The organism is Paenibacillus sp. Soil766, from assembly GCF_001428105.1.
Taxonomy (GTDB): domain Bacteria; phylum Bacillota; class Bacilli; order Paenibacillales; family NBRC-103111; genus Paenibacillus_E.
In genome coordinates, this window is record NZ_LMSJ01000023.1 from 335,000 (window position 1) to 350,615 (window position 15,616).

At 45.3% G+C, this 15,616-nt stretch carries 9 protein-coding genes; all 9 read right to left on the reverse strand.

The window, feature by feature from the left end; genetic code table 11:
* Positions 1 to 76: 76 nt before the first annotated feature.
* The gene (locus tag ASG89_RS19000) at positions 77 to 4,234 is read right to left on the reverse strand and encodes a family 16 glycoside hydrolase (protein WP_057312474.1); all 4,158 of its coding nucleotides are present in this window, start codon (positions 4,232 to 4,234) and stop codon (positions 77 to 79) included.
* 117 nt (positions 4,235 to 4,351) lie between these two features.
* A complete protein-coding gene (locus ASG89_RS19005) occupies positions 4,352 to 4,948 on the reverse strand; it encodes a TlpA family protein disulfide reductase (protein ID WP_162259713.1) in 597 nt (198 codons plus the stop codon).
* A gap of 957 nt (positions 4,949 to 5,905) precedes the next feature.
* Positions 5,906 to 7,807: a substrate-binding domain-containing protein gene (locus tag ASG89_RS35140; RefSeq protein ID WP_157276713.1), complete on the reverse strand. Its 1,902-nt coding sequence runs from the start codon at positions 7,805 to 7,807 to the stop codon at positions 5,906 to 5,908.
* A 4-nt stretch (positions 7,808 to 7,811) separates the two neighbouring features.
* On the reverse strand, positions 7,812 to 9,014 hold the full coding sequence (locus tag ASG89_RS19015; RefSeq protein WP_057312478.1) for a response regulator transcription factor: 1,203 nt from the start codon (positions 9,012 to 9,014) through the stop codon (positions 7,812 to 7,814).
* Positions 9,015 to 9,025: 11 nt separating this feature from the next.
* A complete protein-coding gene (locus ASG89_RS19020) occupies positions 9,026 to 10,813 on the reverse strand; it encodes a sensor histidine kinase (RefSeq protein ID WP_057312480.1) in 1,788 nt (595 codons plus the stop codon).
* Positions 10,814 to 10,864: 51 nt separating this feature from the next.
* Positions 10,865 to 11,893, reverse strand: a complete 1,029-nt coding sequence (gene yjfF, locus ASG89_RS19025) for a galactofuranose ABC transporter, permease protein YjfF (protein WP_057312483.1) — start codon at positions 11,891 to 11,893, stop codon at positions 10,865 to 10,867.
* Positions 11,877 to 12,917 (reverse strand): ABC transporter permease, encoded by a 1,041-nt coding sequence (locus ASG89_RS19030; protein WP_057312485.1) that lies wholly within the window; start codon positions 12,915 to 12,917, stop codon positions 11,877 to 11,879. The genes yjfF and ASG89_RS19030 overlap by 17 nt, the downstream gene beginning before the upstream one ends.
* Positions 12,904 to 14,424, reverse strand: a complete 1,521-nt coding sequence (locus ASG89_RS19035) for a sugar ABC transporter ATP-binding protein (RefSeq protein WP_057312487.1) — start codon at positions 14,422 to 14,424, stop codon at positions 12,904 to 12,906. The genes ASG89_RS19030 and ASG89_RS19035 overlap by 14 nt, the downstream gene beginning before the upstream one ends.
* A 105-nt stretch (positions 14,425 to 14,529) precedes the next feature.
* Entirely contained in the window at positions 14,530 to 15,561 is a 1,032-nt protein-coding gene (locus tag ASG89_RS19040) for an ABC transporter substrate-binding protein (RefSeq protein WP_057312488.1), read from the reverse strand.
* Positions 15,562 to 15,616: the final 55 nt, after the last annotated feature.

Below are 15,616 nucleotides of genomic sequence, written 5' to 3' on the forward strand. Positions count from 1 at the left end.
GCTTTTTTATACAAAAATCCCACATATAACGATACATGTTGTATCGTCAATATGCGGGATTCCGATAATCTATGTCTTACTGCGAAATCATTTGTGCCATGGCTGCAAGATCAACAAGATCAATTTGACCATCATGATTATAGTCTAGATTTTTTAGTTGCTCCCACGAGGCACTGTTGGACAGTACGCCATAGAACGCAGCTAAGATGTCTAAATCATCATTGGAATATTTGCCATCGTTGTTGAGATCACCCACTAAAGGTGTTGGATCGGTTGTATCGTTGTTGTCTATTGGATCCACGTGGCCTGTAGCAGCAGTCAGTTGCATCGTATGTCCGATGGTATCTAACGTTGTTTCTGCCCCATGTTGATCTGCAATGATGACATTCGCTAACGAAATAACCGTGTTCGCTGTGTGGGGGATAGATTTGGCTTTCCATTTCAACTTGAGCAAAGAACCTTCCATGTCTACTTCACCAACTTTCGCCATTAGGAAGCGAACTTGACCTGTCGACTCTGATTTGCCAATCAATGCAAACCCTTCTGTCATAGCTTCTGCACCAATGTATTCCAATTGATTAGGATCATAAGTCACGGTTACATCCTGTGCATACACACTTTGTATAACATTCGTAATTCCCATCTCTACATCGAAGGTATGATTCGCTTGAACCGCTTCTGGACCCGTCAAGCTAGCGACGACAGGCAGCGTAGGTTCAAGTGCTTTCACTTCCAGCGGTCTGACAACCACATAGTCTAGCTCGTAGAAGCCCTCGCTTTTCATAAACTGAATGGTGTTCGTTCCCTCTTGGAGATCAACGGTTAGCGGAATGGCCATGAAGCGCCCCCAGTTTTGTGTCCCCTGAAGCTTGATCAACTGCTCCTCGCCGTTAACGAGAACTTTCCCCGTAGCCGCTGTATAATCACCGCCATTAGCAAACCAAATATCCATATTGTATTTGCCTGAAGAAGGAACTTGAACCGAGTTGAAGAGAACATAGCTGTCTGGATAATCAATCTCACCGACATAGCTGCCTCCTGACGCACGATTATTGTTCAGATTAATTTTTGCGTGTCCAATTTGGGCTTGCTCAGCTTCATATTTCATCGTCACGGTTGCTTCTGCTTGTTCCGTCACCTCCGGGAAATACGTAACCCTCAAATTCTCTGCGCCATAAGGAACTAATGTGATCTCTTCCGTTGGTTCAGTCGATAAGATCGGCCCTACAGGGGGTTCTGTCGCTTCAACGTTATTAGCCGATTTCCCCCAAGTAGGAATTTTCTTCCCCTTCGCAATTAATTTAATTGGACTCGTAGCTTGGATGAAAGGATTTTCAGGCATATCCCCTTTCACGACTTCGATCGACTCCTCCGGATGTGCACGATCTATCACTAATCCATAGTTCCACGGACTGCTTGATGTTACACGATATTGACTAAAGCCAAGAGCGCCCGCGTCAAAGCCAGGAATCGCTGCGATTGGATTGGATTGCACTTGCCAATTTTCTTGAATTTGCAGGGAGAACACAAGCGGGCCGCGTTCAATCCCAACCGAATTGTTCACCCAAGTCGTTGTTTTCAATTTCATTGGCACGGTCAATACCACACGGTCACCCGTCGACCACGTTCTGTCGATCGTCATATACTCGCCAGCAAGAACGCCTTGCTGCGTTTGACCATTTACCGTTACCATCGGTTGATCCGCCCATGCCGGAATCCTTAACTTGAGCGGGAAGCTTACCGCTTCCGACGTCGTCACATCGAATCCGATTTGCTCCTCGAATGGATAATTCGTCGTTTCATCAATCGTGACGTTAGCAGTTTTGATTTTGGTTGACACCCGGCTTGGCCCATATGCGATAATACCGAGTCCACCATCAGGTGTGGCGCCCCACATATTTTTCACAAAATACGGCCATCCCATATGCATATTAAACCGGCAACAAGGAAAACCCGATGTCGGGGAAGGCATCGTTCCATTCTCATAATTCTGTTTATAGCCATGATCCGCTATATTACTCTCAACCTGATTCGGTAAGGAATAATACTGATGGTTCTTCAGCTCTTTATCCATCGCGCCAGGCAAGGAGTTGAAGGCAATTTTCTCAAGTGCATCGCCAATATGCGGATCTCCTAGAATCATGGCTGCTTCTTCGTTACTTTGCATCCGTTCTGTAATGGCACATAATTCCACACCCTGTGTAGCCCCAATTCCCGCCAACATCTCGGTGCCTGATTGCATACCCGTGATCTGTTCATGCTTAGCTAGATTGCTTACTCCTTTTTGGAAAGCATCACGATCTTGTTCATCATGCGATCTTTGATAGTAAATCGTCGGCATTTTGATCGCTTCATTCACATTGACCGCATGGGTCGGTTGGAAATCATTACCGAAGTTCTGGAATTCATCTTTGGCATAAATATCCGAAATCGGATAACCCTGGTCAGCTAATGTATCTGCTAACTGGAGCAGGAAGGCATCTTCCGTCCTGTTATACAACCACAGCACGGTGTCAATATTATCGCCGACACGTATTTTGCCCCAATCCCTCAAAGGACGATCAGGTAATTGAGCCACTTGATAATGAAAATATTTCGTCATGAACGGCAGCACACGCGCATCATCGGTCGCTTCATAATAGTCTTTCATGACATAAAGTGCGACCATCCGAGGCCACCAATCGTCACTGCTCGCAGGACCGAAGGAGCCATCCGCATGCTGACTGGCAAGAATCGCTTCAATCCATTTCTGTGATTTGGCAATGAGATCTTTGTCTTTTAACGTGTAAGCCAAGGGTACAAGCCCTTTCAAGTAGTAAACCGGACGCTCCCAATCGGAATCTGGTGCTGTGCCGCCAAGCCAAGCCGCGTTGGTGCCAAGCTCACTATACAGGTCCTCAGAATAGCCCGTATCATTGTCACGCTGCAGCTCAAGTTGCTTGAGCAGCCAGCCTTTCGCCTCAATGGAACCTAATGGAAGCGGAGTAAATGGGGTTTGGACAAGTGGACTTTTATTCGTTACTGGTGCCACGAAAGACTTGTCAGGCACCACATATTCACTCGCGATATAGTTATCGAACTGCGGTACCGAGCGATAACTTCGCAAACCAATGCCACCCTTGGTGTACTTATCCGCACTGTCATCGGTATAGTCGATAATCGGCTTCACCGTATCATTCACATACACTTTGATTCGATTCTGATCGGTAACAACCTTCAAGTGGTAAAAACGGTTCGCATCAATGCTCGGCAGCGCCTTCACCGTCTTCAACGCCTGCCAGTTGTTGTTCATTCTGCCTAGAATAACGGTACCATTATTGCTTAAACCTGCGTAATAGCCACGGACGTTGTCCGCGCCAGGTGCAGCGCTTTGCGTTTTGAACAGCACACCTGCATCGCCATTTCCAGAACCGCTTGGCTGCTTAATATCAGTTTCAAGCGTCATATCCTCGAATTCCGTTTCTTTGACCAACGCTTTATAGCCATCGCCGCTATTGACTGTAATCGTACCCGCCTGCAGCTTCCAATTGCCATCAATTTGACTCCACTGACCAAGACTTTGCTCTGCCTGCGTTTCGAAGGTATCTTCGAATAACGTTGTTACCACGGTAGATTTAACTACGAGATTATCGTAAGTCGGCAGGGAATTGTACATCCTTACACCTATGTTACCCGATGTGTAGGTGCTGTCAGACTGCGTAAGAACTAATACATCGTCCACATAGACGTTTATAAGATCACCAACAGCAGATACTTTCAGGTGGTAACTCATGTTCGGGTTAATCGTAACAGAAGCCCGTTTGAGCTCTATCCAACTATTATTCATGCGCCCGAGCGTCACGACACCTGTTCCCGTTGCGCTGATCCCTGCGTAATATCCTTTTACATTGTCTGCCCCTGGCGTTGCGCTGATGGTTCGGAATAATACGCCCGCATCACCAGATCTGTCCCCCAAGCTGATATCGCTCTCTACGGTCATATCACCAAATGACTGATCTTCACTCGTTATGGCCTTGAATCCTTGCCCTTTAGCGACAGATAGTTTTCCTGCATCAATGGCCCAAGGTCCTTCGATGACTTGCCATTTGCCATCAATCGTCACCTTATCGAAATGATCAGCAAAGTAGCCTGGCAGTGGTTCTGCCTCTGCCGCTTTGGCAGGAGGGTATGGCGAAATAACGGTTAAATACAAGGCAATAACTAATAATTGGACGATAAACGTCTTTATTTTCATCTCCGTGACACCTCTTTCCTTTATGAATTCATTTCAAATCTTTCGTTATTCCTGCTGCTTACTATTCTTATCTATCACTCCTCCTGCACGGGGTATCAGGTTCACCATACTTGTTATTTAACGCTTGGCTAAACGTCCAACCTTCTCCTCTAGCTCAAGCGGGTCAACCATATGAAAAGTATCCACAATGTATCCACTCGTATCTATTAGGAATACAGTTGGCAGTGCATGGAGTTCATACAGATCAGCTGCATGTTTATTTTCATCGAGGAGTACCGGGTATGAAATATGATTCGTCAAAACAAATTTTTGAATATTCTCTAATTTCTCTTCTGTCGCTACATTAATCCCTACAAAATCAACTTGACTCTTGTATTGCTCATAGAGCTTTCTTAACGTTGGGACTTCAACGGAGCATGCTTCGCACCAACTCGCCCAGAAATGAACGAGGAGCGGTTTATCCCGTTTGCCGCCAATCGTCGAATAGGAACCGTCTAATGCTTTCAGTGTAAACGTTGGCGCTTTAACACCATCGGGACCAGCTTTTTCGTGCGAACTTGCCAAATTCACGATGTTTTCCAGTTTATGGACATCAAGCCGATCTCCCTCACTCACAATGGGATCGGTGCTCTTATGAGAGATCAATAAATATAAGGGCAGACAACTTAATAGCATAATGCCGCAGAGCAAAATAGTATTTTTTTTCAAGTTCACATATAGCTCCCCTTCCGTTACTAACATTATAGTAATCTCAAAAAAAGCCGTCTTTACACAATACAGATATAATGTACGTGATTCTGATATAAGTTTGCTCCCCCTGTCAACAGTCGGCATTTAGATTGGTAGAAGAATCGAGTTACGGGAGTCGCAGCAGGCCGACAGTGCTCCCTAACTCGAAAAAATCGAGTTACGGGACTCGCACGTGGCCGCCGGAGCTCCCTAACTCGAAAAAATCGAGTTACGGGACTCGCAACTGGCCTCCAGTGCTCCCCAACTCGAAAAAATCGAGTTACGGGAGTCGCAGCAGGCCGACAGTGCTCCCTAACTCGATAAAATCGAGTTACGGGAGACGCACGTGGCCTCCAGTGCTCCCTAACTCGATAAAATCGAGTTACGGGAGTCGCAACTGGCCTCCAGTGCTCCCCAACTCGAAAAAATCGAGTTACGGGAGTCGCACTAGGCCGCCGGAGCTCCCTAACTCGAAAAAATCGAGTTACGGGAGTCGCACTAGGCCGCCGGAGCTCCCTAACTCGAAAAAATCGAGTTACGGGAGTCGCACGTGGCCTCCAGTGCTCCCTAACTCGATAAAATCGAGTTACGGGACTCGCACGTGGCCTCCAGTGCTCACTAACTCGAAAAAATCGAGTTACGGGACTCGCAGCAGGCCGACAGTGCTCACTAACTCGAAAAAATCGAGTTACGGGAGTCGCACGTGGCCTCCAGTGCTCACTAACTCGAAAAAATCGAGTTACAGGAGTCGCACGTGGCCTCCAGTGCTCCCTAACTCGGAAGAATCGAGTTACGGGACTCGCAACTGGCCTCCAGTGCTCCCTAACTCGATAAAATCGAGTTACGGGACTCGCAACTGGCCGACAGAGCTCCCTAACTGGTATAAAAAAACAAGCCTAGCAAAGGGGCACCATCGTACGCCCTTTACTAGACTTGTCATCCTTAATACTTCCGTGTCGTAACATCCCGTTTGGCTGTTTCTTGCGCAAAAATCCCTTCGGCTGTAATAATATTGACCGGAATTTCTTTCCCTGCGGCAAGCTCCTTGGCAGCTTTAATAATTTGCGGTCCCAAGAGCGGATTGCATTCCACAGACATGTTCAACTTACCAGCGGTCATAGCCTGAAAAGCAAGCTTCGTGGCATCCACAGAAATCACGCCAATATCTTTGCCAGGTTTCATCCCCGCCTGTTCAATGGCCTTGATTGCGCCAAGGGCCATATCATCATTGTGAGCAAACACATACTGAGGCACCTGACCCTCAGCAATGATCTTCGCCATTAATTGTTGGCCGCTTGCATACGTAAAATCGCCTTCTTCCGAGGCAATAATACGGAAGTTGGCTTGCTGAGAAAGTACTTCCTCAAAGCCTTGTCTCCGTTCAATCGCTGGAGCAGAACCCGACGTTCCTTGCAATTCTGCAATTGTTGTGACCCCACTCACGTTTTTCTTATTCTCGACAAGCCAACGCGCAGCGCGGCGACCTTCTTCAACAAAGTCAGATCCTATGAACGTCGTCCATAAGGAGTCATCCTCGACTCTCACCTTGCGATCTGTCAATATGATCGGAATGCCCGCAGCTTTGGCCTCGGCCAAAACCTCATCCCAGCCTGACTCCACAAACGGCGTAAATGCGATCACATCCACCTTGGACTTAATAAAGTTGCGAATGATGGCTATTTGTCTTTCTTGATTTCCTTCTGCATTCTGGATGAGCAAATCAATGGCAGGATCTTTACCCGCAGTAGTCATAATCGATTCCGTATTCGCTGCACGCCAACTGCTTTCGGAGCCAACAACGGCAACGCCAAGCTTAATCTTCTTCATGTTTCCAGTCCCCGTAGGGACTTTTGGCAAGGACTCAACTTCGTCACCGTCCCCCTTACCAGGGTAAGCGTTATCATTTGTAATCACATGACTGCGTAAAATAATCTTCTTCGGAATGACCTTTTCTTGATTCAAAATATCAAGGGCATACTGGATTGACTCTTTCCCACCAGTTGGACTTGTTACCGTGCCGCTAAGTGTGCCTTGCTTGACCAGATCGTAACCACCGTTCATCGTCTCGAGTCCATCAATTCCGATGATTTTCACATCATGCAAGCCTAGCGTTTCCACAGCGCGATACGCCCCAAGCGCCATGGCATCACTGTGAGCAAATACGAGCTTGATATCTGGCTCTGCCGTTAATGTTCGTTTCAACTCATCTTCCGCCTGATCACGCCGCCAATTGCCATCAATGACTTTGGTAATATGCAGCGCTGGTGTCCGATCCAAGTAGGCACGGAAACCGAGACTTGTTTCCTCCACGGAAGAGGAGTCTATCGCTCCTTTGATCTCAACAATTTTCGAATACTTACTGCCTAATAAATCAGCAGCCAACTTCCCCGACTTCTTACCTATCGCTAAATTATCAGAACCAATGAACATTGAATAATCATACCCCGTGACGCCTCGGCCAAGTACGATAACCGGCATATTCTTATAAGCCTCTTTGACGATTGGGGTTAGCTTCTCCGAATCATTTAAAGAGATGATGAGAAGATCAATCCCATAATGTAAAAGTTTTTGCACATCATTGATTTGCTTTTCACTATTCTCAGCGGCATCCGTAAAAATAAGTCTGACATTCTTATGCTTCTCTGCCTCATTGCGAATTTCATTGTACATGGCAATTTGTCTGGATTCATTCAAGTTCGGCTGGCTGATCCCGATCAAGAAATCCTTGTCGGCCTTATCCGACTTTAAACTAACAACGCCAAAAACAGCTAGAATGATGGCCGTAAGCGCCATCACTCCAAGTAATCCATATCCAACTAAACGCTTCTGTGAGTTCCCCGTCATATGTCTATTCCCCACGTCTTCTATATTCCAATGGCGAAACACCCATCACTTTTTTGAACGTATGACTGAAGTAATGCTGAGATTGATAACCCACTCGCCTCGAAATCTCATACATTTTAGATGTGGGGTCATTCAAGTATTGAATCGCCTTTTTAATTCGGATATCCGTGAGACAATCAATAAATGATTTGCCGAGATCTCTTTTTAACAATTTGCTTAAATACGTCGCATTCACATTCATCTGCTCGGCAACCTCAGACAGGGATAGATCTTCTCTATAGTAGTAGGTTTCCAAATATTTTTTCGTCATCATGACAATCGGTGTCAAGGTATTTTCCTTGCTGAGGCTGTTCTTCAACTCATGATAAAGCGAAGGGATCTCTTCCAGTTGCTCGGTGACAACATGTGTAAGGAGCATGCTGACACCCAAATATTGCTGCACCGAATGTTCAAACTCTTCATACTTCCCATGCAGCCCCGTGAGATCGCTTACTTGTGAGATCGCAGCAATAAATCCATGTTCGACGCTGAGAACAGCAGAAATCGGGACTTGAGGCAGCATTTCGGTTAAAATATTTTTGATTGCAAACTCGAGCAACTGCGGATCCCATGTCTTCGCCGGCGCATTGAGCGTCATTTTGCCCAGAGATTTCACAAGAAGTAAAGAGAGAGGTCCTTGAAAATGCAGCTGATAGAACTCATGATCCTCTTCAAACTGATCCTGGGTCAGTCTTTCCGTAATCCAACTACGCAAAAAATCTTCACGCATGGTCACGGCTTTGTCTTCAAATTTATGATTCATCCACTGTGTGTATCTTTGCTGAATCCGATCCTTGTTTAGTACCTCTGCTGCTTTGCTCACAACGGCTTGAAGTTCTGATTTCTGAACTGGTTTCAGTAAATAATCGAAGACATTCAGTCTAACCGCCTGTTGCGCATAAGCAAACTCATCATGCCCCGAAATCACAATGACTAAGCATCCGGGAACCTCCTGTTGCAGGTGTTCAATAAGCTCCAACCCACCCAGAATGGGCATATTAATATCGACAAACATGAGATCAGGACGCACGGTAACTGCTGTTTCAAGCGCCTGCCGGCCATTCTCAGCTTCCGCCACAACCTGTATCCCCATATCTCCCCATGGCAACGCTTTACACAGACCATTGCGAATGCGAGGCTCATCGTCTGCAATCATCAGTTTCAACATCCGTCGTCACCTCATCCTGTTTTTTTAACAACATGTATCAAAGGATGCCTCACTTCAATGGTTGTCCCTTTGCCAAGTTCACTAAAAATTTGAAGGCCATAAGCCATACCGTAGGTGAGCTGTATCCGCTCATTCACGTTGAACAAACCGATGCCATACTGCTCTGAACGCTGCTTCTCACCACGTAAAATCAGATTAAGCTCTTCCAATTTCTCTGGCGGAATACCTGCCCCATCATCTTGTATTCGGAAAAAGATCGTATCAAACTGCCTCTCCGCACTAATGCTGATCGTACCTTTCCCTGTTCGCGCTTTGATCCCGTGGTAGATCGCATTTTCAATTAAGGGCTGCAGAATAAGTTTCAGCACAAAATACCGATACAGTTCTTCCGAAATATCAAACTGAATATCCAGCTTATCCATATAACGTGACATCTGAATTATCATGTAGCTTTCCGCGTGCTTCACTTCGTCACGAATAGGAATCCACTCATAGCCTTTATTCAAGCCAATTCGGAATAAATTCGTCAGCGCCCCAATAATTTCAATAATATCGTCAGCTTCGTATTCTTGTGCCATCCATTGAATGGTATCCAGCGTATTGTAAAGGAAATGCGGCTTAATTTGCGCTTGTAGCACTTGCAGCTCGGCTTCCCGCTTTTTCTTCTGTTCCACATAAACAAGGTTAATTAAATTGTTAATTTCTTCCAACATATGATTGAAACTGTTCCCTAATTGACCAATCTCATCTTTACTTTTTGGAACGAAACGCTGATTTAATTCCCCATTCTTGACATTGGTCATCAAACTCATTAACTTACGTATAGGTCGAATAAGTGTTCCCGTAAAATACGTCGATAAGAAGACGGCCAGCGCCAAGGTAATAATGGTTACAATCAGGGTGTACAGTTGAATATCCTTAATAACCTTCTCATAGTCATCATTCGGAATGACACCAATAAACTTCCAATTATTCGTATTGGAGTCATTATACAGAATGCGATATCGCTGATCTTTAATCGTTTGCGTAAAGCTGCCTTGCTGACCATTATGCAGCATCTCGCTTTGAATCCGATACACAATATTGTTCGTTGGCGCATACAAAATTTGGTCTTGGTAATCGAGTATGTACATAAATCCAGACTTACCTAGTTTAAGATTCTCAAATATCGATTTCAGCATATCCATGCGAAGATCCATTAGAACGACACCTAGGATTTCATGACTTTGCGGATCCTGCACAGCGTGAACTAACGATAATACATCGTAGGAGCTGTAGTTTTGCGAGGTGGCAACATTGCGTCCAATGGGGTTACTAATGATCAACGTTTCGCCTGGTGCTTTAATCGCGTCCTGGTACCAGTCTTCTTCCGTTAGTGAGTCTCGTGTAATCCGATCCATTTCATAGGACACGTAGGCCCCTTTTTGATTAACGAGCATGATGCCAGTTACTTCCTCGTTTCTCATTGCATACATCGTCATCATTTTCGTAATCTGTGAATTGTCTCCAGTTGATGGTCCTGAAACCGTAGTCATTCTCAAAAACTGACTGGAAGATGCATCCTCACTAATATAGGAGAGCACATCTTCTAGGTGACGGATATAGAGATCGACATTACTTTCAACTTGATGAATCATTTGCAGCGTATTCGCATCTGCTTGATTTTCAGAGAAAGTGCTGTAGGCCCTGCTCCCCCATAAACTTAACGCAAGAATCGAAATGAGAATGATAATTAGAAAGATACTATTCAGCTTAAATCGGATGCTGCGATCCTGCCAGTAACGAATGAGTACACCCACCCCGATCCTCCTCTGTCGTATCTTCCTCTCTTTCCAGTTCTTCTAATACTATCATATCTCAACGGCATTTTGGATTCGCTTTTTCAACTTCTTGCTAGTGGCTGGATTGCGGTTCCTTTCCCTTCTAGCAACAATGACACGCTGTAACGCGATGAAAGCAAACAGTAGGAAACCAATGACGATCTTCGTCCACCATGAACTTAGGGAGCCTTGAAACATTATAATCGTTTGGATGACTCCTGCGCTCAATACCCCTAGCATAGGGCCAACTAAATAACCGAACCCGCCTGTCAGCAAAATACCGCCAATGACGCAAGCCGCAATCGCATCCATCTCTCCGCCCATCAAATGCAAGCCATAACCAGAAAGCATATAGAAAGTAAACACGATACCGCTTAAAGCGGAGCAAAAGCCACTGATCGTATACACAGCCATTTTCGTTGCATACACGGGCAGACCCATAAGTTCAGCGGAACGTTCATTCCCGCCAATCGCATACACATTACGGCCAAACGCTGTGAATTTGGACACATAAATAGCTGCTGCTACCGTAACTAAGGCGATAACAACCCCAACCGAGATAGAACCGCTGCCTGGCATTGGAATTCGGTAGTTCGAAATTGCGCTATAAATCGGATTGTCAATCACAATACTTTCAGGACTGATCAAAAAGCACGTACCTCGCGCCAAAAACATACCACCTAACGTAACGATCCATGGATGGATGTTAAAACGGCAAATCAGATACCCTTGTACATAGCCAAATCCTGTACCAAGCACCAACACAGATGGCATCACGACAAATGGATGAATGCCTGCTCGAAGCATCACGGCTGAAATAACACTGATTAAAGCAATTAAGGAGGCAACCGATAAATCAATTCCGCCTGTAATAATGACGAAGGCCATTCCCGTTGCTACAATAATAAGAAAAGCATTATCTACAAATAAATTAAGAAACACTTGCATGGAAAAAAAGCTATCAAACATCGCTGAACCCGCAGCATACAGCGAGAGGAACAAAACAATCGTCGCAAGAATGGTGATGTTAGCCGATGTAATTCTAAATCGTAGTTTCATTAACAAGCACCTTCTTTTCACTTTTTCTATGGAACAGACTGTTCAATTTCAAAGTTAATACTTCAGATTGAACCAAGCTTACAAGTATAATAACGACAGCTTTGACGACCATAACGGATTCCGAGGGGACGCCTAATGTATAGATCGTGGTCGTCATGGTTTGAATGAAGAGTGCTCCTAAGACCGTACCTCCCAAGTAAAACCGGCCTCCTCGCATCGAGGTGCCCCCAATGACGACAGCTAGGATGGCGTCTAGTTCAAACCATAGCCCCGCATTGTTGGAGTCCGCTCCCGTAATATTGGAGGAAACGATAATACCAGCAAGCCCGGCGCAAAATCCACAGATCATATAAACCGTCAACATAATTCGGCTTGCGTGAATGCCTGTAAACTCACTGGAAACACGATTGGATCCCACCGATTCCACAAATAAGCCAAACGCTGTTTTACGTGTAACAAAGTAAAGAACTAGGAAAACAAAGGCTGCAATAACAACAGAGAATGGTATCCCTAGCAAATAGCCGCCACCTACAAACCGATAGGCTTTATTGGAAATCGTAATAATTTGACCTCCTGAGATCAACTGCGCGATCCCACGCCCTACGGTCAACAGAATCAGTGTCGCAATCATCGGCTGTATCTTCAGCTTGGCGACCAGTATGCCGTTCCAGAAGCCGCAAAGGGCACCAATTGCTAAACCTGCTCCTAAGGCGAAGACGAACGGAACGTGCTTTTGCATAAGAAATGCAGCCAAGGAAGCAGAAATGGCCAGTACAGAGCCAACGGAAATATCGATGCCCTCCATCGCAATAACAAGCGTCATCCCAAGCGCAATAATTAAGATAGGTGTTCCACGATTTAGAATATCAATGAGACTCCCAAATAAGTGACCATCTTGCATGCGAATATTGAAAAAACCCGGTGTAAAAAAAGCATTAAAGATCAAAATGATGATAATGCCGACAGAGGGCCATAATAACTTCTTTTGTGCCAAATTCTCGTATAGGGTGTTAAATGGCTTCATCTCTGCTCCCTCCTTCTGCGATCATATGCATAATCCGTTGCTCCGTAATTTCTTCACCCTTCAACTCGCCAATAATGTCGCGATCTCGCAGTACCATGACACGATCACAGCACCCAATAATCTCTTCCCATTCCGATGTGATCATCAGAATCGTCATACCGTCCGCTGCGAGCGACAATATTAATTTACGAATTTCCGCTTTGGAGCCAATATCGATTCCCCGTGTCGGTTCATCCAAGATCAGCAGCTTGGGATTCGTTGCTAACCAACGAGCTAAAATGGCTTTCTGTTGATTTCCCCCACTCAGTTGATCAATGCGCTGTTCCATACTGGACGCTTTAATATGCAGAAGATCCGTATAATGGTTGGCAATCTCCTGCTGTTTACGCAGGGATAGCGGCTTGAACAATCCACGTTTAGCTTGCAAGGCGAGAACAATATTTTCCCGGACCGTCAACTCGCCGACAATCCCTTCAACCTTACGTTCTTCTGGGCAAAAGGCAAACCCATGTTCAATCGCTTTCATGGGAAACATCGCTCTCATCTGTTCACTACCAATGGATAGAGCTCCCTCATCCGCCTTATCAATACCAAAGATCAGCTTAGCCATTTCTGTCCGCCCCGAGCCAAGCAGCCCAGCAAGTCCTAGAATTTCACCTTTATGCAACGTTAAATCGAACGGATTGATAGAACCTTTGCGGCCAAGTTGATTCGCTGATACCCATACTTCGCTTTTCTTCATGCTGACTACTTTGTTCTTATTCTCTTCTTCTTTCCACTCTCTGCCAATCATTGTGGAAATTAACTGCATGCGAGGAAGTTCTTCCGTTGGGTACTCCCCAACAAGTTCACCATTTCGAAGCACGGTAATTCGATCAGACACCTCATACACTTGATCCATGAAATGGGTGACGAAGACGATCGCCATGCCTTCATCTTTCAATTTACGCATAATTCGGAATAGCTCTTTGACCTCTTGTTGATCGAGACTTGAAGTCGGCTCATCTAAAATCAAGAGACCTGATGAAATATCGACCGCACGGGCAATCGCAATCATTTGTTGGAGGGCGATGGAGAATTCGGCCAACGGCTTCGTGACATCAAGACGGATGCTCAGACGCTCGAGCAGCTCCTCCGATTTGCGATTCATCACTGCCCAATCGATGGCACCTCCCTTTTTGCGTGGTTGCCGACCGATAAACAAATTCTCCGCGACAGAAATATTCGGGCAGAGATTAACTTCCTGATACACCGTGCTAATCCCCAGTGCTTGCGCATCTTTCGGTGATTTAATAAGTACGTTCTGTCCGTTTAGGAAAACTGTCCCTTTATCCATCTCATAGACACCTGTCAAAACTTTAATCAAGGTGGATTTTCCTGCGCCATTTTGTCCCATTAATGCATGAATTTCTCCTCTACGAAGCTGAAAATCCACATTCGTTAAAGCTTTGACACCAGGAAAAAATTTACTGACTCCGCTCATTACTAACAAGGGATGTTCTTGCATATGGCACTCGCTCCTCTATCGATTTATGAAACGAAATCAAGAGCATCGAACCCGCTCTTGATTTCGTTTTCTCTCTATAACTCCTATATCTGGTTAACTAACTAATTAATACTTGCGATTTGGAAGCGCATCGATTGCTTTTTGGCCAGAGAACACGTCTTCATTGGATTTAATCCATTTCGGAACCGTTTTGCCTGCTTTCAAATCTTTCGCCGCTTGATACAATTGTGGTCCTAGCAATGGGTTACATTCTACAACCGTATTCAATTTGCCAGCTTTAATTGCTTCGAAAGCTTCTTTGATGCCATCGATGGAAACAATTTTCACATCTGTGCCTGGCTTTTTGCCTGCTTCTTCAATCGCTTGAATCGCACCTAGTGCCATGTCATCGTTATGTGCGTACACGCCTTGAATATCTTTACCTTCTGGCGATTTCAGAATCGCTTCCATCACTTGTTTACCTGTTGCACGGTTGAAATCACCGCTTTGTGATTTAACGATTTTAATATTTGGATGTTTTTTCATTTCATCGTCAAAGCCTTTTTTACGATCATTCGCTGCGCTTGCGCCAACAGTTCCTTCAAGCTCGACGACATTCCCTTTATCACCCATGTGCTCAGCCAATGCTTTGGCCGCATTCTGGCCTTCTGTGATGAAATCAGAACCAATGAAGCTTGTGTACAAATCTTCATTTTTCTTATCGATACCACGGTCGACTAGAATAACTGGAATTTTGGCGTCTTTCGCTTCTTTTAGAACAGCTTCCCAACCTGTTTCAACAACAGGAGCCATGGCGATGACATCAACCTTTTGAGCGATGAAAGAACGAATTGCTTTGATTTGGTTCTCTTGCTTCTGTTGAGCATCGGAGAACTTCAATTCAATTGTCGGATCAGCTTTAGCTGTATCTTGAATGGATTGCGTTTCCGCCCCGCGCCAGCCGCTTTCCGCACCAATTTGCGAGAAACCGATGACTAGCTTGCTGTCGCCTGCTTTGGCTGGCGCTTCCGTTGCCTTTGCCGTGTCAGGCGCTTTCGTTGCCGAAGTTGTTTCTGTTTTGGTCCCGCATCCGGATACCAATGTTGCTAAAACCGTTGCTGCCACTAGGGCCCCCATGAATCTCTTTTTTTGCACCATTTGTGTTTCCTCCTCTAATTAAATGCTTACAATGTCATTGTAGCTTTCTGCGGTG